Consider the following 20,757-nt stretch of genomic DNA (forward strand, 5'->3'; position numbering starts at 1 on the left):
GAAATAGCCTTTCAGCACATGCGTCGCCGTCTGGTCGGTGCTGCCGACAAGCGTCAAGCCGCGTTGCTTGGCGCGGGTCTGCAGTTCCGCCGTCAACGGTGCCGCCGCGTCCACCGATGCGCCGACGATCGGCGCCACCTGCAACCGTGTCTTGGCCAGGGCAGCGGTCTGGGCCGATGTCCTGGGTGACGCTGTGATGGAAGGCGCGGGAGAAGGGGCAGGCGCGGTCGTGGTCGGGGTTGTGGCCGTCGTCGATGTGCCCTGCGGGGCGGCCGAGGACTGGGCCGAGCTCGCCGGCGGAGTGATGGCCGAAGGTTCGAGCACGTCCTTGGCGTTGGTGCAGGCGCCGAGCGCCAGCGCTGCAAGCAATGACACGGTCGTCATCCGCGATCGTCTCATTTGCTTGAAAACTCCCTAGTGGCGAACGCCCCCGCGTGAACCAACCATTATGGATTCACTGCACGATCAAGTCGAGATCATGGCGCGACAGCGGCTTCGGCGCCGATTCCGTGGTGAGGTAGGTGCGGCCGAGCGTCATGGCCGTCTCGGTCTCGGAGTCCATGATGATCATATGCGCGAATAGCGTCATATTGGGCGCGATCGGCTCCGGATTGCCTTGGTAGAACATCGGCATGTCCATCCAGGATGGCGTGAAGCGGGCGCCGACCGAGTAGCCGCAGGCGTTCAGCCGGTGCTTGGTCAGATTGTGCGCTTCGAGCGTGCGGGCATGCGCGTCGAAGACATCGCCGAAGGTGTTGCCCGGCGTCAGCGCCTTTTCGACCGCGAGCAGCGCGGCTCGGGAAGCGTCGAACAATTCCTGATGGCGCTTCGACACCTTGCCCGTCAAAATGGTGCGCATCATTGGGGCATGATAGTGGTGGAACACGCCGGCCCATTCAAGCGTCAGCTGGTCGTTCTTGGTAAGCTTGCGGCGGCCGGCCTTGTAGCGGCAGAGCAGGGCATCGGCGCCTGAGCCGATGATGTATTCGTTGGCCGGATAGTCGCCGCCGCCGGCAAAGACAGCGCCCTGCATGGCGGCGAGGATCAGCCCTTCGTCACCACCCTGCTTGATCAGCGGCAGGGCGGCATCGAGCGCGTCGTCGGAAAGATTGGCGGCCTTTTCCGCCTTGGCGATCTCGGCCGGGCTCTTGAACAGGCGCAGCCGGCCGACGATGCCGGAGGCATCGGCGATCTGGCCGAAGGTCTGCAACTGCTCGTCTAGGCGGCGGCCGTTATAGGCGGTCAGGCCATGGGTGTCGTATTCGACGCCGATGCGGGCGCCGAGCAGATCGAGGTCGTTGAGCAGGTTGCGCAGGTCGATTGCCGGGTTGGCGCCCTGACGATCGGTCCACAGCACGATGTTCTCGATGGTCGAGGTATGGCGCGCTTGCCTCAGATCAGCCGAGCGGGTGAGCAGCACCATCGAGCCGTCGGCCTTCACCACCAGGCACTGGAAGAAGCAGAAGCCGAACGTGTCGTAGCCGGTCAGCCAGTACATGCTCTCCTGCGCGAACAGGAGCACGGCGTCGAGCTTCTTTTCGGCCATCTCGATCAGCAGCCGGTCACGCCGCGCGTCGAATTCCGAACGTTCGAAATGCAGCGCCATTACTCTTTCTCCAGAACGATTGCCGAAACCTGGCGCCCGTAATCCGCTTCCTTGCGGTGTGTGGTGCGCCGGTAGGAATAGAAAAGGTCTTCTTCCGCGTAGGTGCAGCGGCCAAGCCCCTCGGCGGTCACGCCGGCCTTGCGCAGCCGGTCGACCGTATATTGGTTGAGGTCGAACATCGAGTGGCCGACAGTCCTGGATGGGCTGAAATAGCGTTCATTGCCGGCGTCGGCCTCGACGAAGCGGGCGACAAATTCCGGCCCGACCTCGTAATTGTCGGGCCCGATCGAGGGGCCAAGCACGGCGACGATGCGGTCGCGGCGGGCGCCGAGGCCCTCCATCGCCGCGACGGTGTTCTCGAGCACGCCGGTGAAGGCGCCCTTCCAGCCGGCATGGGCGGCGCCGATGACGCGCGCCTCGTCATCGGCAAACAACACCGGCCCGCAATCGGCGGTCGATGCGCCGATGGCGATGCCCGGACGATCGGTGACGATGGCGTCGGCTTTCGGGCGAGGGGCGGCGAAGGGTTCCCTGGCGACAACGACATCCGGCGAGTGGATCTGGTGCGCGGTCAGCAGATGGTCCGCGGGCACACCCATCCAATCGGCGACGCGCCGCCGGTTCTCGGCGACCAATGTCTGGTCGTCGCTGGAGCCCGTGCCGATGTTGAGGCCCCGATAGATGCCGTCGGAGACGCCGCCGATGCGGGTGAAGTAGCCGTGGCGCATGCCTTGCGCCTTTTCAAGCAGCGGCGAGCGTACTGGATCGGGTCTGGTCTGATTCAGCATGGTTGGGTTTGTCGTCCGTGCAAGGCGGGTTCGTCAAGGCGAAGTTCGGAGACGAGCGGGCCAGCCACCGAGGCCGCGCGCCGATCTCAGCCGCCTTTCGCCTTCGGCAGGACCTTCATCACCTTGAACAACTCGCCCATGGCGTCGGGGCCGGCCAGGCGTTCGACCGCGTCCGATATGACCTGACGTGTTTCGGCATCGGCATCGGCGCCGAGCGTTCCGGCACGTTCGAGCAGGCCCATGCCGAGCAGGAATTCGCCCTGGGTCGACAATTGAACATCGTGACCGTGCGCCCGCGCGATGTCGGCGAGAGCGGCGAAATCGACATGGGCGGTGAGGTCGGCTTCGCCTGGATTGGCCAGAACGTCCTCGCGCTCGTGCCGGCGCAGCGCCTGGAATGTGTCGCCGATCCCCGGCTGCAGATGGCCGTAGTCGATGAAGAGGCCGGCGCCGCCCTGGCCGGCTATGCGTTCGGCGATCTGCGCCATCAGCGCCGAACGGGCAGGCGCCACTTCGACGATGGCGCCTTGCGGCGCATCGGCGGCGCCAGGGGGCAGCAGCGCCGGGTCGACGGATCCCGCGCCGGCGAAGAAGTGCAGCTCATCGGCGCCGTCGAGGCCGACCACGCGCTCGCGCCAGCCCGCGCCGACATAGACGAACTGCCGGATCGGCACCGCGTCGAACAATTCGTTGCCGACGATGAAGAGCGGCTGCGGCGGCAGCGTGTCGAGGCTCTGGTGCCAGCCAAGCGCAACGTTCTGCCCCGCAAGCGTCTGCTTCTGTATCTCGGCCAGGCGCGTGCTGGTCTCGACCATGGCAAAGGAGGCGCCGGCCACCAGCGCCGGGTCGAGCCGTGACCAGGTGCGCAGCATGTCCTTCATCAGCGTGCCGCGGCCGGGACCGATCTCGGCGAAGGTCGGGGGCAGGGGCCGGCCGGCGCCCTGCCAGGCCTGATAGAGCCAGACGGCGACGAGCTCGCCGAACATCTGGCTGATCTCGGGCGCGGTGATGAAGTCGCCGGCGGCGCCGAAGGGCTCGCGCGTCGTGTAATAACCCTCCTCGGGATCGAACAGGCAGAGCGCCATATATTCACTGACCGGGATCGGCCCCGCCGCGCCGATCAGGCCAATGATGCGCTGCTTCAGTGTGCTCATGCCGCCTGCGGCTGTGGCGTCGGCTTTGCCGTGGCCATGGCCCAGATGCCGGCGAGCACCATCGGCGTGGACAGGATCATGCCCATGGTCAGCCAGTTGGTATAGAGCAAATACCCGAGCTGGTGGTCGGGCTCGCGGAAGAACTCGATGAAGATGCGCGACAGGCCGTAGCCGCAGATGAAGGCGCCGCCGACGAAGCGAGGCGTCTTCAGTTTGAGCCGCGAATGAGTGAGGAAGCGCAGCACCAGGAACAGCACCAGGCCTTCGAGCAGCGCCTCGTAAAGCTGGCTCGGATGGCGAGGGTCGAGGCCGGCGGGACATTGCCCCAGCGCCTGCTGGAGGCGATCGTTGCAGAAGACGACGCCCCAGGGCATGTCGGTTGGCCTGCCCCAAAGCTCGGCATTGATGAAGTTGCAGACGCGCACCAGCCCAAGGCCGACCGGCACGCCGGCTGACACCACGTCGAACAATGTCCAGGTGTAGATGCCACGCTTGAGCGAAAAAAGCGTCATGGCGAGGATGACACCGAGCAGGCCGCCATGGAATGACATGCCGCCCTGCCAGACGGCGAAAATGTCGAGCGGGTGCGCAATGTAGCGCTTCAAGTCGTAGAACAGCACGTAGCCGGTGCGCCCGCCGAGCACGACGCCGATCGCCGCCCAGACGATGAAGTCGTCTAGGTCCTCGGGCTTCATCGGCAGGTGGCCGTCGGGCCAGAGGCGTGCGTTGGTGACCAGCCGCTTGGCATACCACCAGGCAAAGAGGATGCCGACGATGTAGCCGACGCCGTACCAGTGCACAGCCAGCGGCCCGATATTGACGATGACCGGATCGATGTTGGGGAAGGGCAGGGAGGCCAGCGGCAGCAGGAAATATTCGCTCAACAGGGTCTCCAGGGCGCGGTCATGTTCGGGCGCGGACCATGCGGCAGGGTTTTGGCGGGGTCAAGGCAACGGCAGCGCGGCAAATCTGAATTTGGGACGCAGCTAATCGCCGTTACGTGGCGGCTTTGGCTTTTGGCCTTGGGCCAATTCCCTGTATTTGGCTTCCAAGCGGTCAAACACCTCTTCGGCATGCATTGTCCGCTTTGCTTCGACGTCGCTGATGCCCTTGGCGAGCGCTGCGTCTAGTGCGGCAATGCGCTTTTCCGAACCCCCAGTGTTGGGCATCCCACGCTCCCGTTCGAAACATCCTATCAGATAATAACGACAACGACGGACACGGTGAGATCAAATCGTAACCACGTGAGCACGCCGCAATGCGCTTGCATTCCGCGCCGCGCGCCACTACGTCAAAACGACAAAGCGAGGATCTGCCATGGCGACCGGACCGAACCGCATTCTCGACGAATTCGCAAAGATCATGACCGACGCCGCGGGTGCCGCGCAGGGCGTTCGTCGCGAGGTGGAGACGGCGTTCCGGGCGCAGGCCGAGCGCATGCTGAATTCCATGGATGTGGTGCAGCGCGAAGAATTCGAGGCGGTGCGCGAGATGGCGGTCAAGGCGCGGGAAGACAACATCCAACTGGCGACGCGCGTCGAGGCGCTCGAGGCCAAGCTCGCCGAATTGACCGGACAGGCCGCACCTGCGGGTGCCGCGAAGCCCCGCGCAAAAAAATAATCGTTAAACTTTTCCACATAGCGCGATCCGAAAAATCGCTTTGCCGTGAATCGCTTACCGGCATTGCATGAATCTTTGTGACAGCCACCTTTCCACATGCGGATGACGCGGCGCGAAAAATTGGGCTGTTCACGCGACTCCCGATCAATAGACTGAATTTGTTGCATGATTCGAAGCAGGGTCATGCGCCGGGCGGTGGGGTCCGGTTGGGTCTTTGCGTTGGAAAGTCCTGACCGTCCGAGTTCTAGACAAGATTGTTCGTTGTGTGTGCCCCGCGGAGCGTGTGGCGCTCCCCTGAACACAGGAAGCATTCATGGAACTCCTCGAACTCGAATTCTCCCGCGAAATCCACCCGGTGGACGTCATCGAGCAGGTGGCCCACAACAATGACTGGTCCTTCGAGCGCGCCGGCGACGACGAGATTTCGATTTCGGTGGCCGGCAGCTGGACCGACTATCACGTCTCCTTTTCCTGGATGGAGGATTTCGAGGCGCTGCATCTGGCCTGCGCTTTCGACATCAAGGTGCCGGAGACGCGCGCGCTGGAAGTGATGCGACTGTTGTCGCTGATCAACGAGCAGATGCTGTTCGGGCATTTCGACCTGTGGGAGCAGGAAGGCGCGATCATGTTCCGCCAATCGCTGTTGCTTGCCGGCGGGGTCGAGCCGTCGAGCCAACAGGTCGAGGTGCTTCTATCGTCGGCGCTCGAGGCCTGCGAATGCTATTTCCAGGCCTTCCAGTTCGTCGTCTGGTCGGGTACATCGGCCAAGGACGCGCTCTCCAGCGTGCTCTTCGAGACCCACGGAAACGCCTGAACCAAACCGATATCGCCGATGAGTTCCAGCAGCGAGCGCAAGCCCGAGATCAGCTTTGCCGATTTCGACCGTGTCGATATCCGTGCCGGCACGATCGTCGAGGCCGAGCCGTTTCCGGAAGCGCGCAAACCGGCAATCAAGCTGAAGATCGATTTCGGCCCGGCGATCGGTGTGAAGAAGTCGTCAGCGCAGATCACCAAATACTACGCGCCGGAAACGTTGGTCGGCCGGCAGGTCTTCGCGGTGGTCAATTTCCCGCCGCGCCAGATCGGTCCCTTCATGTCGGAGGTCCTGACGCTCGGCTTTCCCGATGAAGAGGGCGCGGTGGTGCTCGGCGCCATCGAGCGTAGGGTGCCGGACGGCGGGCGCCTATTCTAGGACGAGCCTAGGGCGACCCGGAGCCACCCTGTCCTGATCGGCGCGCTTACTTGGCATCCCCAGCGCTTCGTCGACCGCGTCGAGGAACATCTCGGCGCAGGCCGTCCAGCTGTAGCGCATGGCGCGCTGACGCGCTTCGGCGCGATCGACGTTGAGCGCCTTCATCGCCGCCTCGCCCAGGTCGTTCGACACGGCTCCGCCGACACCGTCGCCGACAATGTCGATCGGTCCGGTCACCGGATAGGCGGCCACCGGCGTTCCGCTGGCCAGCGCTTCGATGATGACGTTGCCGAAGGTGTCGGTGCGGCTCGGAAACACGAACACATCGGCCGAGGCGTAGATCTCGGCCAGCTCGTCGTTCGGGCGATGGCCGAGGAAATGCGCGTTGGGATAGCGCGCCTTGAGTTTTGCCAGTTCCGGTCCTTCGCCGACGATCACCTTGCTGCCGGGCAGGTCGAGATCGAGGAAGGCGGTCAGGTTCTTTTCGATCGCGACGCGGCCGACGCACAGGAAGACCGGGCGCGGAAATCCGGTTTCCTTGCGCTTGTCGGGCCGGAAATGGTCGGTGTCGACGCCGCGCGTCCAGGGCCTCAGCTTGTTGAAGCCACGCGCCGCGAGATCGTCCGCCAGCGATTGCGTGGCGACAAGCGTGCCCTGTCCGGAATTGTGGAAGTCACGCAGCCAGTTGTAGGCCCAGCTTTCCGGCACCGGCAGGCGGGCGCTGAGATATTCGGGAAAGCGCGTGTGGTAGCTGGTGGTGAAGGGGCGGCTGGCCTTGCGGCAGTAGCGGCGCGCCATGATGCCGAGCGGACCCTCGGTGACGATGTGGATGTGGTCGGCCTTGGCGGCATCGATCCGGCGCGCCACATGGCCCGGCGTCGTCAGCGCGAGCCGGATGTCGGGATAGGTCGGCATCGGCAAGGTGCGAAAGAGGTTCGGCGTCAGGAAATCGAGCTCGACGTCGAAGGGCTTCAGCGCCTCGGTGAGGCGTTCGAGCGTGTGCACCACGCCATTGACCTGCGGCTGCCAAGCGTCGGTGACCATCAGGATGCGCATGGAGATCCCGCTACGTATGACGGTCCATCGCCGCGATAACTCCCGGACGCGCCGGCGCGGTGCCGCAACGGCAGCCACGCGGCAGCTCGCGCCTCGCTCCAGCGCACCCGGGCAGGGGCGGGATCGAAGCGGGGCGGCAGAGCCGAATCAACAAGGGTCGCGCGCTTCATGCGCGCTCTTCACCATGATTTCATGACGGGCGGATGAAGCCTGTCTTGGCTCTGCTTACGCAGGCACCTTGATGACGGCGCGCAGGCCGCCGAGCGGACTGTCCTCGAGGCTGATGTCGCCGCCGTGGCTGCGGGCGATGTCGCGGGCGATCGACAGGCCAAGTCCGGTGCCGCTGGCGTCCAGGTTGCGCGCCTCGTCCAGTCGCAGGAATGGCTTGAACACCTCTTCACGCTTGTCGGGCGCGATGCCCGGCCCATTGTCGTCGATGGTGACGGTGAGCGAGCCATGGCTGTGGTTGGCGTGGACCTCGACGGCCTTGGCATAGCGGAACGCATTGCCGATGACGTTCGAAAGCAAACGGGCAAAGGCGTTCGGCCGCACATGCACGGCCGGATCGCCGGCCAGCGTCGTCGTGAGCTTGCAGCGACGCAATTGCGCTTCCTCGCCGAGCTTCTGGAAATAGGCGTTGAGGTCGAAGCGTCCGGTGTCCTCCGCGGACTCGCCACGGGCAAAGGCGAGATAGCCTTCCAGCATCGACTGCATGTCGTCGATGTCCTGGTTCAGCGCGGCCTTGGTCTCCGCTTTGCCGCCGGCCAGGGCCAGCTGCAGCTTGAAGCGGGTGAGGATGGTCCTGAGGTCGTGGCTGACGCCGGTCAGCATGGCGGTGCGCTGCTCGATCTGGCGCTCGATACGCTCACGCATCTGGATGAAGGCGAAGCCGGCGCGGCGAACCTCCTCGGCGCCGCGCGGGCGGAAATCGCGCGGCATCGGCCGGCCCTTGCCGAAACTCTCGGCGGCCTCGGCGAGCGTCAGGATCGGCCTGATCTGATTGCGCAGGAAGGGAATGGCGATCATCAGCAGAACCAGCGAGGTGCCGACCATCCAGATCAGGAAGATATGCGTATTCGAGGCATAAGCCTGGCTGCGCCGCACGAAGACGCGCAGCACTTTGCCTTCGAGCTGGACGCGGACCTCGACGACGTTCGAGTTGCCGACCGTGTCGATCCAGAACGGACGGTTGATCTGTCTCGTGATCTCCGACGACAGCGCCTCGTCGAGGATCGAGAAGAACGGCTTCGGGCCGGGCGGCGGCAACGGATCTGGCGGCAGCAGATCCACTTTCAACTGCATGCGGTCCTGGGCGATGCGGATGATGTTGGCGTAGTCAGCGTCGTGCGGATAGGTCTCCATCATGTCGATGACGGCAGCAATGTCCGAGATCGTCGCCTGCGACAGGCGCTGGGTGACCGTCTGCCAGTGGCGTTCCATGAAGACGAAGGCGATCACCGACTGCAGCAGGATCATCGGCGCGATGACGATGATCAGCGAGCGGGCGTAGAGCCGCTTCGGCATGTAGAGCGCGATCAAGCGCCAGAACCGGTTCCAGGCGCGCGGCATCGCCCTCAGCGTCCGCAGCGCGAGGTCGCCGGGGCCGCTCCCTTTCGGCTGTTCCAGTTGCGTGGTCGCCATTCGCCTTCCGCTCGTCGATGGCCTGTTCAGCAAAGGGCCTTCGACGGTAGTCTATTCGACGCTGAGCCGATACCCAATACCGCGCACCGTCTGCAGCCACACCGGATTGGACGGATCGCGCTCGATCTTGCGGCGCAGCCGGTTGATCTGCACGTCGATGGTGCGCTCGCCGACATCCGATTCATCGCCCACCAGCTCATGGCGCGGTATGGTCTCGCCCGCCCGCGCGGCGAAGATCGCGAGGATCTCCTGCTCGCGGTCGGTCAGCTTAAGCGCCTCGCCGCCGCGCTTCAATTCGCGCTTGGCGATCTGGAACGTGTAGGGCCCGAACACCAGCTGTTCCACCTTCGGCGTTGCGGCCGGGCCGCCACGGCGCAGGATGTTATTGATGCGCAGGATCAGCTCGCGCGGATCGAACGGTTTCGGCAGGTAATCATCGGCGCCGGCTTCCAGCCCGCTGATGCGGCTGTCGGTCTCGGACAGCGCCGTCAGCATCAGGATCGGTACGTTCTTCTCGGCCCGCAGCGCCTTGGTGAGATCGACGCCGGTTTCGCCCGGCATCATGACATCGAGCACCAGAAGGTCGAAGTCGAGGCCGGCGAGCTTGCGCCTGGCTTCGCCGGAATTGCCGGCGACAGTGACGCGAAAGCCATTCTCGGACAGATACTGCTTAAGCAGGTTGCGGATACGCGTGTCGTCGTCAACGACCAGAAGATGCGGCGCGTCATCGTCGGGCGCGGCCGGATGATCGACCTTCTCAATGGTCTCCATGGTTCTTCCCCGATGTTTGCGCAGGCACAATGTCGATCTGCGCTCTTAGTTCCGGATTGACCATCGCTTCCAGGAATCGCTCGATCGTGGCGCGTTCGGTGGCTCCGGAATCCTCCAATGCCGCACGGATGCGGCGCGACTGTGGCCGCGCCAGCGCCAAGGCCAGCGCGCGGCCCTTGGCGGTCGGGTAGAGCTCGCGCTGCCGGCGGTCGCGCGGGCCCTGCACCTGGACGATATGATCGGTGTCGATCAGCTGCTTCAAAACCCGCGCAAGGCTCTGCTTGGTGATCTTCAGCACATCGAGCAGCTCGGCGACGGTGAGGCCCGGCCTGCGGTTGACGAAGTGCAGCACACGGTGATGGGCGCGGCCGAAGCCATAGTCCGCGAGGATCTGGTCCGGGTCGGAGGTGAAATCGCGATAGGCGAAAAAGAACAGTTCGATGATGGCGAAGTCGATGCCGTCCTCATCGGCGATCGCCGTCCTGATCGGTTTTCCGGCTGCGGGGCTCGTCATCATTTCTCCATGCGAGGCGGGAATTATGTCAGTACTATTGACGTAATTCCCCGGCAATGATAATTTTTGACAAGCTTTTCGGCGGATTGCGAACGAAAAGGCAAGCGGAAGCCGTTTTTCCGGAACTTCCTGAGTTTGCCACGAATTGAATATCCGCCTACGCTTCCAAGCACTGGCCAGCGTTTCGGATCCTGTTCGGATCCTGTGATGGGGCCGGCACGAAGGCTATAAAAAACATAACGATTTGCGGGCACCCGCCCGCGGGAGGTTTCCATGGCATCCGTTCCCTTCGATCAACTGGACGGCTTCATCTGGATGAACGGCGAGTTCGTCAAATGGGCCGACGCCAAGATCCATGTGCTGACCCATGGCCTGCACTATGCCAGCGCCATCTTCGAGGGCGAGCGCGCCTACGGCGGCCAGATCTTCAAGCTGACCGAGCACAATGAGCGTCTGCATGAATCGGCACGCCTCTTGGGCTTCAAGATTCCCTATCCGGTCGCCGAGATCGACGAGGCCTGCCGGACGCTTTTGAAGAAGCAGGGTTTTCAGGACGCCTATGTGCGCCCGATCGCCTGGCGCGGCAGCGAGCAGATGGGCGTCTCGGCGCAGAACAACCGCATCAATTGCGCCATCGCCATCTGGCAATGGCCGAGCTATTTCGATCCCGCGCAGAAGCTCAAGGGCATCCGCCTCGATGTCGCCGAATGGCGACGGCCCGACCCGCGCACCGCGCCGTCCAAGTCCAAGGCCGCCGGCCTCTACATGATCTGCACGCTGTCCAAACATGCTGCCGAGGCCAAGGGCTATGCCGACGCCATGATGCTCGACTGGCGCGGCCAGGTGGCGGAAGCCACCGGCGCCAATATCTTCTTCGTCAAGGACGGCAAGATCCATACGCCGACGCCGGACTGCTTCCTCGACGGCATCACCCGCCGCACGGTGATCGGCCTGGCCAAGGACCGTGGTTTCGAAGTGATCGAGCGCGCCATCATGCCGGAAGAACTCGAAGGTTTCGAGCAATGCTTCCTGACCGGTACCGCGGCCGAGGTAACACCGGTTTCGGAGATCGGTCCATACCGATTCGAGGTTGGCGAGATCGCCAAGACCTTGATGAACGACTATTCTGCTGCGGTGCAACCAAAGCACGCGATCGCCGCAGAATAGCGAAAGTCACAGTTTTTTTGTGCAATAGGGGCGGTTTTCGGGCCGCCCTTTTTATTTAAGCTTTCATGCATTTGACTTTCGGACGGTTCGGCGTCTCATGATGGTGTCGGCCCTTGGAGGCAGGCGGCTATGGAGGGACTAGTTACATGGATACGAACACGCTCGTTGCGATCGTTATACAGGTGATTACGGGTATCATCGGTGGCCAAGCGGTCGGCGCGGCGCTCAAGCAGGCGGCGTTGGGTCAGCTTCCCAAAATCCTCGGCGGTGCCATCGGCGGCGTCGGCGGCGCGGCCATTCTCGGCAGCCTTCTCGGCGGCGGCACGGTCGATCCGGCGGCGGCCGCGGCAGCGGCAGGCGGACTTGGCAGCGCGCTCAACGTGCAGAACATCGTCGGCGGCGCCGGCGGCGGCGCGATCCTGACCGCCATCATCGGCGCGGTCATGGGTGCGATGAAGAAGTAAGGCCTGCCGCTTCAGGCTTCCAAATGGGCGGCTTCGGCCGCCCATTTTCGTTGCCGGGATATTTATGCCGGCCGGCAGTGGACGGCGTTTGCCGGCCTGTCTACATCAGGGCGACAACCGGAGCGGTTCGGACTTTTCCTGGAATTGCTCGAGAAAGGAAAGCCATGGGTCAGCTCAATGCCGGCATCGTGCCGGTCACGCCGTTCCAGCAGAACTGCACCATCCTGTTCGACATGGACGACAAGAACGGCGTCGTCGTCGATCCCGGCGGCGATATTGACCAGGTGCTCAAGGTGCTGAAGGACAATGCCATCAAGGCCGGCGCGATCTGGATCACGCATGGCCATATCGACCATGCCGGCGGCGCGATGGAGTTGAAGGATGCGCTGGGCATCGACATTATCGGCCCGCACGAAGCCGACAAGCCGCTGCTTGCCAATCTCGAGAACCAGGCCAAGCGCTTCGGCCTGACCGATCCGGTGCGTAACTGCGTGCCGGACCGCTTCCTCACCGAAGGCGAGACGGTGTCCTTCGGCGATCACGTGTTCGAAGTGCTGCATTGCCCGGGGCACGCGCCGGGCCATGTCGTCTACTACAACCGCGCGGCCAAGTTCGCGCATGTCGGTGACGTGCTGTTCCGCGGCTCGATCGGCCGCACCGATCTGCCTGGCGGCGACCAGGCCGCGCTGATCGCCTCGATCAAGGACAAGCTTCTGCCGCTTGGCGACGATATCGGCTTCATCTGCGGCCATGGACCGGGCAGCCGTTTCGGCGACGAACGGCGGACCAATCCCTTTCTCACCTGACCCGCATGCAAAGAAAAAGCGCCGCTGGAGGCGGCGCTTTTCTGGGCAGGGAACCCAGGCGGTGCTCAAAAGCTCCGCCTAGTTGGCGACGCAGAAATGCTGCTCGCCATCATTGCCGGTGAACGTGCCGGTACGCGAGTTGAAGGTGCGGTAGCGGTCCGAGCAATACTCATACCAGCCGCGGGTCCACGGCTCGGCATAGCGGTCGGCATAGACGACACGCGGCTGCTGCACGTAGTAGCGGCGCACCGGCCGATCGACATAGTAGTCGTCACCATAGGCCGGTTCGTAATAGCGTGGTCCGGGGTTGCTGAGCACGCTGCCGATCAGGGCGCCGGCCGCGAGGCCGACAACGCCAGCGGCAAGAGCGTCGCCGTTATGATGGCGATGATGGTGCCAGCGCCAGTCGTCAGCATTGGCCGCCGAGAAGGTGGCCAGGGTGGTCGCGGCAATGCCAACGCTCAGGATGGCGGTCTTGAGAAAACGGTTCATCTTCGGTCTCCTTCGCGCCGGCCCGCGCATTTTTTTGGGGATACGGACCGGCTTTAGAAAAGGTTAATAGAAGACCGTGGCTGAACGGAGGCTGAACGGAAATCGGCGTAAACGATTTTTCGTGGCCTAGCGGTTTTTCGAGGCTTGGGCACAGCCCGATACCGGGCGGGAGCGCCCCGCCTGACATAGCCTCCGTCGGATCCGTCGTGAGCCGGCTCAGCCGATCGACAGATTGACGGCCTTCGGACCCTTACCGCGCTTGTCCGGCTCGGTGTCGAATGTCACTTTCTGCCCATCCTCAAGACCGGGAAGGCCCGACGCCTGCACGGCCGAGATGTGGACGAAGACATCCTTTGCGCCATCGTCGGGCGTGATGAAGCCGAAGCCCTTGGCATGGTTGAAGAATTTGACGGTGCCGGTCTGCGGCATGGGAAACTCCTTTGATCCCATCAAGTCAAGTCTCGGGCCGGCAAATTGCCCGAGAGGAAATTTGTCCTTTATTTTAGCGTCATCGGCAAGAGAAAGTTTTCGCCTGCCGATCCAAGCATTTGCGCGCGAAAAAGGCGCGACGGTTCCGTCGCGCCTTCGCAATTTCGAGCCTGTCCAAAAGCCCGTTCAGGATCCTGCCGCATCATTGCATCCGCAAAGGACAGGCGATTGCGCCGATCAGGCGGCGCGCAGGTTGACCGCCTTCGGGCCTTTGCCCATGCGGTCCGGCTCGACGTCGAAGGTGACCTTCTGGCCGTCGACCAGCGTGCGCAGGCCGGATGCCTCGATCGCGGAAATATGGACGAACACGTCCTTGGCGCCGCCATCCGGCGTGATGAAGCCGAAGCCTTTGGTGGCGTTGAAGAACTTTACGGTACCGGTCTGGGCCATTGGGGAAACTCCTTCACCCGTGTCAGTCTTGTGGTTTGCCCGCTGCCTCGCGCCTTGGGCAAATCCCTGTGGTTGCTTCGGCGGTCATGCATTCGCGCATGGTCAAACCCCCCGCCGAAAAACGGGGTTGTCAGAGATTCACACTTATCGGGGAAAGGTCGTCCAAAACGTTCCGCTCTCCGGGTCGCAAATGCCCGAACGGGGAAATTTATTACACGGAAACGTGATGGTTGCAAGACGACGGTCGCGGGCGGCCCGCGGCGCGTCCAACGCTGGGCTTCGAGTAGACCCCGTGCCGGCACGGGTCATCGGCCAGAGAGGGGCCAAGCATGGGCCAGAGCGGGGCTGTCGGCCAAGGGCCTGGGGGCGCCACAAACGGTGGTTGCGTTTGCCGCGGGGAATGCGAGGATGTCGCGAGTTGGCATCACCGGGTCGGGATGAAGGAGGGACAGATGCGGTTTCTTGCGATCTCGCGTCAGGCCGCTGTCATTTTCATCCTGTCCGCGCTGCTGGCGGCCTGTACGGTGGTCGTCGACGATGGGCCCCGGCCGCGCCCGCCCAGGCCGCATCCGCAGCTCTGCACCATGCAATACCAACCGGTCTGCGCCCGGCGCGGCGGCGACCGCCAGACCTTCGCCAATGCCTGCCTGGCCGAACGGGAAGGGTATCGCATCCTGCGCGACGGTCCTTGCCGCGACGGCGGTGGTGGCGGCGAGCCGACATTCTGCACACGCGAATACGCCCCGGTCTGCGCCAGGCGCCATGGGCAAGTGCGCACTTTCCCGAACGCATGCGAGGCCCGCGCGGCGGATTACCGCGTCGTCGGCGACGGGCCGTGCTGAAAAGCAACGCGGTGTCCGGCTCAACAGGCGGGTATGGACACCGCAATGCGCGTGGTGTTGCTTAGCCTTGAATCTCTTGCCCGCATGGCTTAGGTCCGGCGGACCAACAAACACGGCAGGTTTCCCATTAACAGAGATCAAAGAAGAGCGGCGAATGCGGGCGGCAAGCCGGGAACGGCCAGCCCGCTCGATCCCTATGTGCAGCGGGCGCTGCAGCTGCACCAGGCCGGGCGCCGTCAGGAAGCCGAGGCGCTCTATCGGCAGGTTCTGGGGCAGCAGCCGAACCATGCCGCCGCCTTGCAATTCCTCGGACTGCTGCTGCACCAGACCGGCCGCAGCGAGGAGGGGCTCGAGCTCATCGAGCAGTCGGTGACGCTGCAGCCCAGGAATGCCGACTTCCTCAACAATATGGGCACCGTCATGCGCGACCTCGGCCGGGTCGCCGCCGCGGTCGATTTCTTTCGCGGCGCGGTGGATATCAAGCCGGACCAACTGGCCGCGCGCGACAATCTCGGCTCGTCGCTGAAGCAGCTCGGCCAGTTCGACGCCGCCGAGGAGATCTTTCGCGGCACGATCGGCCGCAACCCGTTCCATGTCCGCGCCCGCATCGGGCTTGCGGAAACGCTGCAGGAGGCCGGGCGGCTGGATGAGGCGATCAAGCTGTTCCGCGAGTCCTTGTCGATCCGGCCGAAGGACGCCGAGCTGCTCTACGGCCTGGGCGTGGCCATGATGGAGAAGGGCAAGCTCGACGAAGCCGCCGATCTTGCCCGACAGGCGGTGGCCGTTGTTCCGGGCATGGCCAAGGCCTGGCTGCTTTTGACCCAGGTCAAGCGTCAGACCGAACGCGACAAGGAGCTTGCCGGCATGGAGGCCGAGCATGCCAAGGCGCCACAGGGCAGCCTGGCGCGCATGCAGCTTTCCTTCGGTCTCGGCAAGGTCAATGACGACCTCAAGGACTATGGCCGCGCTTTCGACTATTTCGCCGAGGGCAATGCCATCCGCCGCCAGGGCATCGACTACGATCCGGTCCGCACGCGCGGCGAATTCGAGGCGATGAAAGCGGCCTTCGACAAGACCTTCTTCGAGAAGCACCGGACAAGCGATATTTCAGCCGACACGCCGATCTTCGTTGTCGGCATGCCGCGTTCCGGCACCACGCTGGTCGAGCAGATCATCGCCAGCCATCCGCAGGTCTATGGCGCCGGCGAGTTGAACATCTTGAAGACGGCCGTCGGAAAGCAGTTTCCGATGAGCATGCCGGGTGGATTCCCCGCCGGGATCGCCGACACGCCCGACAAGGCCTTCGCCGAGGCGGGTCAGGCCTATCTCGACATGCTGCATAGCCGCTATCCGGGCTACCGCCATGTCACCGACAAGATGCCGGGGAACTTCATGCTGGTCGGCTTCCTGCACATGATGCTGCCGAAGGCCAAGATCGTCCATTGCGCGCGCGACGCGGCGGCGACGTGCCTGTCGATCTTCAAGGTGCATTTCCGCGGCGACAGCCATCGTTACGGCTACGACCTAGGCGAGCTCGCGGATTTCCATAACCTCTACACCGACATCATGGCGCATTGGCACAAGGTGCTGCCAGGCGTCGTGCACGATGTGCGCTATGAGGATTTCGTCGCCGACCAGGAAGGGCAGACGCGGGCGCTGATGGCGCATCTCGGCCTGCCCTGGGACGACAAGGTTCTGTCCTTCCACGAGACGGACCGGCCGGTGCGCACCGCTTCCGCCGCGCAGGTGCGCCAGCCGATGTATCAGGGCTCGGTCGATCTGTGGAAGCGGTATGGGGATCGACTGAAGCCGCTGCTGGACAAGCTGCAGAACGGATAGAGCAAGCATTGAACCGGCAGGCCGCTTGCTCTGAGTCATCGCAGGGGTCCGCGATTAGCCGCTACCTCGCGACCTCGTCATTCCAGGGCGGAGCAAGGAGCGAAGCGACGCGCGCAGACCCTGGAATCCATGCCGTTACCTCGATCGAAACGTGCAACGGTGCAGAATTCTGGACCTCCGCGGCGCTTCCAAGTCACGGCATGGATCCTCGGGTCTGCGCAGGAGCTCCGCTCCTGCTCCGCCCGTGGATGACGACCGATAGGCTGTGATCAAAGCTCGATGAACGGCTGGAAGCCGCCGAAGATCATGCGCTTGCCATCGAAGGGCATGGCGGACCAGTCCATCTTGAGACGTTCATCGGCCATCACCTTGGCCATGACCGCGTCGCGGCTCCGTCTGGATTCGTAGACGACCCAGGCGAAGATGACGATCTCGTCGTCCTTCGCCTGTACGGCACGCGGAAACGAGGTCAGCTCGCCATAGGGCACGTCGTCACCGATGCATTCGACATAGGAGAGCGCGCCGTGCTCCATCCAAATCGGGCCCGCGGTGTTGGCCAGCTTCTTGTAGTCGTCGAGATTTGCCTTCGGCACGGCAATCACGAAACCGTCGACATAGGACATGGTGAAACTCCTTGGTTGGGCCCGGCTTTCCCTCCTCCCTTTGCGGGAGAAGGTGGATCGGCGCGCAACGCCGACTTGGATGAAGGGTGCTTCAGCCTGGCGCCAAGCTACCCCTCACCCGGATTGCCAGCCGATTTGCGAAGGGCAAATCGGGGCAATCCGACCTCTCCCACAGACAGGAGGAGAGGTGGACGGCTCACTTCACCGGCGCGTTCATCGCCCAGGCGATGCCGAAGGGGTCTTTCACCTGGCCCCAGCGGTCGCCCCAGAACATCACCTGCAGCGGGGTGACGACCTCGCAGCCGGCATCGACCGCCCGCTTCCACCAGGCGTCGATGTCGTCGCTGCCGAGATGGAGCTGCAGCGTATAGCCCTGCGCCGCCTGGTGCGGATGGCCGTGTTCCGGATAGGCGTCGCCCAGCATCAGCGTCGAGCCGTTGACGTAGAGATGGATATGCATGGTGCGGCCCTTGTCGTCCGGCGGATAGGCGAACACTTCCTCCGCGCCAAAAGCCTTCTTGTAGAATTCGGCGGCCTTGATGGCGCCGTCGACCTGCAGGTAGGGGGTCAGTCCGCCAAGGACCTTGGCGCGGGGCGGGGTCTGGTCGTTCATATTCGTGTTCCTCTTCACGGGTTTGACGTGGCTTGCGGCCCAAGGACGGACGAAGCGGCGGCGATCCTACATGCCTCCAGAAATTCTTCTTAAGCGCCTTGCCTTGAAGGCGCGCGGCCGCGGGACAATCGCATTGAAAGCATCATTTTATATGACCTTCGCCGAGAAGGTGCTGGCGCGGCGGCTTTCGCGCGTTTCGAAAATCTCCGGAAAGCCGATGTCCTTGCGCAGCTCTGCGGGCAGCGACAGCAGGATGCGCTCGCTGCGGTGACGGGCACGCGCCTCGGCATACCGGTTGGCGAGGCGGCCGATGGACGACAGTACCGACATGACAATTCTCCCTGGTTGATGCCGGCATCATCGTGTCGGCATCCCAAGGACGAGGCGGCAACAGGCGATCCGACAGATCGCTCCAAATCTTTTTCAGAACACCGATGCCGCCAGCGCGGTGTCGTAATACTCCACCATCTCGATGATCTCGCCGTCGCGGACCGTCCAGAAATTGGCGGTGCGCATGATGAGCTCCTCGCCGGTGGTACGGCGCGTCATATGGATCTCGACCTGCGCGGCAACCTTGTCGCCGCCGTCGATAATCTCGACCGGGACGAAGTGGCGGTATTCGAAGTCATCGTCGAGCGCCAGGAGCCTGGAGAGGAATTCCTGTTTGCCGTGCGCGGTGCCGGCATGACGCGATTGCCGGGGATCGGCAATCCAGCGGAACACGACATCCTCCGCGCACCGCGCCAGGGCACCCTCGATGTCGCGGTCCGCATAGGCTTTGTAGAGATTGCTGACGATTTCCACTGCACGCATGGCCCGTCCCCTCCATGGTTGAGCAATTCAGCATGCGCTTTTTTTAGCAGATGGAAAAGTATTGCCGGGCCGGCGGCGACGGCCCGGCGGGTGTATCGTCTCTCAGTTCGGCGTTTCGGCGACGGAGCGGAAGAACGCTTCCGGGTCGTCGACCTCGGTCAGCCGCCGCTTCTCGATCAGCCAGAAGCGGTTGCCGACGGCGCGGATGAAGGAGCGGTCGTGCGAGGCAAGCAGACAGCTTGCCTGATGCTTCAGCAACTCGTCCTCCAATGCTTCCTGGCCATCGATGTCGAGATGGTTGGTCGGCTCGTCGAGCAGATAGAAATTGGGGTTGGTCAGCCGCAATACCAGCATCATCAGTCTCGACCGCTGCCCGCCCGACAAGGCGCCGATCTTTTTGTCCTGCATCTCGATGACGACGCCGGCGCCGGCAAGGAGCGAACGCGCCCGCTGCTCGCCGATCTCGAACCGGCGCGAGACCATTGCCAGCGGCGTGTCTTCGCCATTGATGCCCGACAGCGCCTGGTCGCTGTAGCCGAGCACGGTCGACGGCGTCACCTTGATGTTCGCAATCGAGCCGGGTTCGGCAATGGCGTTGCGGATCATGGCGATGAAGCGCGTCTTGCCGACGCCGTTGCGGCCGAGCAGCACGATGCGATCGTCCTGGCAGATATGGCGCTTCCCGGTCCTGAATAGCAGTGTGCCATCAGGCGTTTCGACCGCCGCGTCCTCCAGCGTGATCAGCACCTTGGCGTGGGTGCCGCGGTTCGCCAGCCTGATCGCGCCGGCCGAGCGCTCGCGATGCGCTTGTACGGCGGCATCCTCCAGCTTCTCTGCCCGCTCCTTCAACTGCTTGGTCTTCACCGTCAAAAGGTCGCTGCCTGAATTGATGCCGATGTTGTTCAGCTTGGCGGCTTGGCTTGCGCAGCTGCTGGGCGATCTTCATGTCGCGCTCGAACTTGCGCGCCATCGAGGCGTCGAGCTCGTCGAGCGCATGCCTGGCGCGTGAATAGGGCAGAGCGAACACCGGCGACTCTTCGGGACGCAGGAACAGCGTGCGGTTGGTGACAGCGTCGAGGAAAGCGCGGTCATGGCTGGCGACGATCACAGGCACGTCGGGCGGCAGCGCATTCAGCCAGTCCTCCAGCTGGCCGATCCTGGCGAGGTCGAGATGATTGGTCGGCTCGTCGAGCAGAAGCACGTCGGGATCGGTGACCCAGACACGCGCGATCAGCGCCAGCCGCTGCCAGCCGCCGCTCAGCGCGCGCATCGGCCGGCCGCGCATGTCTTCCGGCACGTCGAGCGAGTCGAGAACCACGTCGACGCGCCACAACTCGCTGTCGCGCTGCTCGACCGGCAAGGCGTCGGCGACGACGTCATGGAAGCTGCGGTTGAGCAATGCGCCGGGAACGGATTGCTCGACATGGCCGACGCGCAGGCCGCGTGACCGGGTGATGTCGCCGGAGGTGGGTTCGAATTCACCGGCCAGGCATTTGAGCAAGGTGGACTTCCCACGGCCATTGGCTGCGACGATGCCCAGCCGGTCGCCGGCGCCGATGGTGAGGTCGAGGTTGGAGAAGAGCGGCGCACTCATGGTGACGCCGACAGATTTGAGGCTGATCAGGGCCATTCGATTTCTCTGGTCTTGCCGGAAAGTCCGGCTGATGCACTTTGACGGTGCGCCGGCTGATCAACGGATCAGCTTAGCGGCACCACGAAGGGCAGACCAAAAATCGAAACGGGAAAAACCCGGACCGTCCGGTCAGCCCTGCAAGCAAGCTCGCAGGGCGCAAATCGGGCCACGCTGACGATGGTGATCGATAGACACGCAGCCCTCCTTTCCAGAGTTCGAGTTGGGGTTGGGTACACCGGGGAGG

The 20,757-nt window shown here is 63.6% G+C and carries 23 protein-coding genes and 2 pseudogenes; 8 read left to right on the forward strand and 17 right to left on the reverse strand.

Annotated elements, in window-relative coordinates; translation table 11 throughout:
• From EOA27_RS01630 to lgt, 5 genes and pseudogenes are all read right to left on the reverse strand, one after another.
• A pseudogene (locus EOA27_RS01630) lies at positions 1 to 399 on the reverse strand (hypothetical protein); the annotation flags it as partial.
• A gap of 55 nt (positions 400 to 454) precedes the next feature.
• Positions 455 to 1,606 (reverse strand): Xaa-Pro peptidase family protein, encoded by a 1,152-nt coding sequence (locus EOA27_RS01635; protein ID WP_126081665.1) that lies wholly within the window; start codon positions 1,604 to 1,606, stop codon positions 455 to 457.
• Positions 1,606 to 2,394, reverse strand: a complete 789-nt coding sequence (gene pgeF / locus EOA27_RS01640) for a peptidoglycan editing factor PgeF (protein WP_126081666.1) — start codon at positions 2,392 to 2,394, stop codon at positions 1,606 to 1,608. Before pgeF ends, EOA27_RS01635 begins: the two co-directional genes overlap by 1 nt.
• Before the next feature lie 86 nt (positions 2,395 to 2,480).
• Positions 2,481 to 3,548, reverse strand: coding sequence for a class I SAM-dependent methyltransferase (locus EOA27_RS01645; protein WP_126081667.1), 1,068 nt, complete (start codon positions 3,546 to 3,548; stop codon positions 2,481 to 2,483).
• On the reverse strand, positions 3,545 to 4,432 hold the full coding sequence (gene lgt, locus EOA27_RS01650) for a prolipoprotein diacylglyceryl transferase (protein WP_126081668.1): 888 nt from the start codon (positions 4,430 to 4,432) through the stop codon (positions 3,545 to 3,547). The genes EOA27_RS01645 and lgt overlap by 4 nt, the downstream gene beginning before the upstream one ends.
• A 433-nt stretch (positions 4,433 to 4,865) precedes the next feature.
• Here lgt and EOA27_RS01660 point away from each other — a divergent pair, with 433 nt between their 5' ends.
• The 3 genes from EOA27_RS01660 (at position 4,866) to EOA27_RS01670 (ending at position 6,360) form a co-directional block, all read left to right on the forward strand.
• The gene (locus EOA27_RS01660; RefSeq protein WP_112126796.1) at positions 4,866 to 5,168 is read left to right on the forward strand and encodes an accessory factor UbiK family protein; all 303 of its coding nucleotides are present in this window, start codon (positions 4,866 to 4,868) and stop codon (positions 5,166 to 5,168) included.
• Positions 5,169 to 5,481: 313 nt separating this feature from the next.
• On the forward strand, positions 5,482 to 5,982 hold the full coding sequence (locus tag EOA27_RS01665; protein WP_040989643.1) for a YbjN domain-containing protein: 501 nt from the start codon (positions 5,482 to 5,484) through the stop codon (positions 5,980 to 5,982).
• An 18-nt stretch (positions 5,983 to 6,000) separates the two neighbouring features.
• On the forward strand, positions 6,001 to 6,360 hold the full coding sequence (locus tag EOA27_RS01670; RefSeq protein WP_126081670.1) for a tRNA-binding protein: 360 nt from the start codon (positions 6,001 to 6,003) through the stop codon (positions 6,358 to 6,360).
• On the opposite strand, the gene EOA27_RS01675 is transcribed toward EOA27_RS01670, so the two are convergent.
• The 4 genes from EOA27_RS01675 to EOA27_RS01690 all read right to left on the reverse strand — a co-directional run bounded on the left by EOA27_RS01675 (position 6,352) and on the right by EOA27_RS01690 (position 10,342).
• Positions 6,352 to 7,416, reverse strand: coding sequence for a glycosyltransferase family 1 protein (locus EOA27_RS01675; RefSeq protein ID WP_245466977.1), 1,065 nt, complete (start codon positions 7,414 to 7,416; stop codon positions 6,352 to 6,354). The two genes, EOA27_RS01670 and EOA27_RS01675, sit on opposite strands and share 9 nt — an antisense overlap.
• A gap of 225 nt (positions 7,417 to 7,641) precedes the next feature.
• On the reverse strand, positions 7,642 to 9,057 hold the full coding sequence (locus EOA27_RS01680; RefSeq protein ID WP_126081671.1) for an ATP-binding protein: 1,416 nt from the start codon (positions 9,055 to 9,057) through the stop codon (positions 7,642 to 7,644).
• Positions 9,058 to 9,108: 51 nt separating this feature from the next.
• Positions 9,109 to 9,828 carry a response regulator transcription factor gene (locus EOA27_RS01685; RefSeq protein ID WP_126081672.1) on the reverse strand — a complete coding sequence of 240 codons (720 nt, stop codon included), beginning with the start codon at positions 9,826 to 9,828 and terminating at the stop codon, positions 9,109 to 9,111.
• Complete coding sequence (locus tag EOA27_RS01690) at positions 9,815 to 10,342, reverse strand: MarR family transcriptional regulator (protein ID WP_042647466.1); 528 nt, start codon at positions 10,340 to 10,342, stop codon at positions 9,815 to 9,817. The genes EOA27_RS01685 and EOA27_RS01690 overlap by 14 nt, the downstream gene beginning before the upstream one ends.
• Before the next feature lie 273 nt (positions 10,343 to 10,615).
• On the opposite strand from EOA27_RS01690, the gene EOA27_RS01695 reads away from it, so the two are divergent.
• The 3 genes from EOA27_RS01695 (at position 10,616) to EOA27_RS01705 (ending at position 12,779) form a co-directional block, all read left to right on the forward strand.
• Positions 10,616 to 11,509 carry a branched-chain amino acid aminotransferase gene (locus EOA27_RS01695; protein WP_126081673.1) on the forward strand — a complete coding sequence of 298 codons (894 nt, stop codon included), beginning with the start codon at positions 10,616 to 10,618 and terminating at the stop codon, positions 11,507 to 11,509.
• A 146-nt stretch (positions 11,510 to 11,655) separates the two neighbouring features.
• On the forward strand, positions 11,656 to 11,973 hold the full coding sequence (locus tag EOA27_RS01700; protein ID WP_126081674.1) for a hypothetical protein: 318 nt from the start codon (positions 11,656 to 11,658) through the stop codon (positions 11,971 to 11,973).
• Positions 11,974 to 12,137: 164 nt separating this feature from the next.
• Positions 12,138 to 12,779: an MBL fold metallo-hydrolase gene (locus EOA27_RS01705; protein WP_126081675.1), complete on the forward strand. Its 642-nt coding sequence runs from the start codon at positions 12,138 to 12,140 to the stop codon at positions 12,777 to 12,779.
• Between the two features lie 78 nt (positions 12,780 to 12,857).
• On the opposite strand, the gene EOA27_RS01710 is transcribed toward EOA27_RS01705, so the two are convergent.
• From EOA27_RS01710 to EOA27_RS01720, 3 genes are all read right to left on the reverse strand, one after another.
• Positions 12,858 to 13,271: a BA14K family protein gene (locus EOA27_RS01710; protein ID WP_127255287.1), complete on the reverse strand. Its 414-nt coding sequence runs from the start codon at positions 13,269 to 13,271 to the stop codon at positions 12,858 to 12,860.
• Positions 13,272 to 13,487: 216 nt separating this feature from the next.
• A complete protein-coding gene (locus EOA27_RS01715) occupies positions 13,488 to 13,700 on the reverse strand; it encodes a cold-shock protein (protein WP_006202521.1) in 213 nt (70 codons plus the stop codon).
• Positions 13,701 to 13,937: 237 nt separating this feature from the next.
• A complete protein-coding gene (locus tag EOA27_RS01720) occupies positions 13,938 to 14,150 on the reverse strand; it encodes a cold-shock protein (RefSeq protein WP_006202520.1) in 213 nt (70 codons plus the stop codon).
• A gap of 452 nt (positions 14,151 to 14,602) precedes the next feature.
• Between EOA27_RS01720 and EOA27_RS01725 the strand changes: the two genes are divergently transcribed.
• Both EOA27_RS01725 and EOA27_RS01730 read left to right on the forward strand, forming a co-directional pair.
• A complete protein-coding gene (locus EOA27_RS01725; RefSeq protein ID WP_126081677.1) occupies positions 14,603 to 14,992 on the forward strand; it encodes a Kazal-type serine protease inhibitor domain-containing protein in 390 nt (129 codons plus the stop codon).
• 198 nt (positions 14,993 to 15,190) lie between these two features.
• Positions 15,191 to 16,831: a tetratricopeptide repeat-containing sulfotransferase family protein gene (locus EOA27_RS01730; RefSeq protein WP_126081678.1), complete on the forward strand. Its 1,641-nt coding sequence runs from the start codon at positions 15,191 to 15,193 to the stop codon at positions 16,829 to 16,831.
• Positions 16,832 to 17,100: 269 nt separating this feature from the next.
• Here EOA27_RS01730 and EOA27_RS01735 read toward each other — a convergent pair whose 3' ends face one another.
• From EOA27_RS01735 to EOA27_RS01755, 5 genes and pseudogenes are all read right to left on the reverse strand, one after another.
• Positions 17,101 to 17,454, reverse strand: coding sequence for a DUF1428 family protein (locus tag EOA27_RS01735; protein ID WP_126081679.1), 354 nt, complete (start codon positions 17,452 to 17,454; stop codon positions 17,101 to 17,103).
• A gap of 196 nt (positions 17,455 to 17,650) precedes the next feature.
• Complete coding sequence (locus EOA27_RS01740; RefSeq protein ID WP_126081680.1) at positions 17,651 to 18,067, reverse strand: glyoxalase/bleomycin resistance/extradiol dioxygenase family protein; 417 nt, start codon at positions 18,065 to 18,067, stop codon at positions 17,651 to 17,653.
• Between the two features lie 147 nt (positions 18,068 to 18,214).
• Positions 18,215 to 18,397, reverse strand: a complete 183-nt coding sequence (locus EOA27_RS01745) for a hypothetical protein (RefSeq protein WP_042645761.1) — start codon at positions 18,395 to 18,397, stop codon at positions 18,215 to 18,217.
• A 93-nt stretch (positions 18,398 to 18,490) separates the two neighbouring features.
• The gene (locus EOA27_RS01750) at positions 18,491 to 18,880 is read right to left on the reverse strand and encodes a nuclear transport factor 2 family protein (RefSeq protein ID WP_126081681.1); all 390 of its coding nucleotides are present in this window, start codon (positions 18,878 to 18,880) and stop codon (positions 18,491 to 18,493) included.
• Between the two features lie 102 nt (positions 18,881 to 18,982).
• Positions 18,983 to 20,510 (reverse strand): annotated as a pseudogene (locus EOA27_RS01755) (ABC-F family ATP-binding cassette domain-containing protein).
• Positions 20,511 to 20,757 lie beyond the last annotated feature (247 nt).

The sequence above is a fragment of the Mesorhizobium sp. M2A.F.Ca.ET.037.01.1.1 genome (assembly GCF_003998075.1).
Classification (GTDB): domain Bacteria; phylum Pseudomonadota; class Alphaproteobacteria; order Rhizobiales; family Rhizobiaceae; genus Mesorhizobium.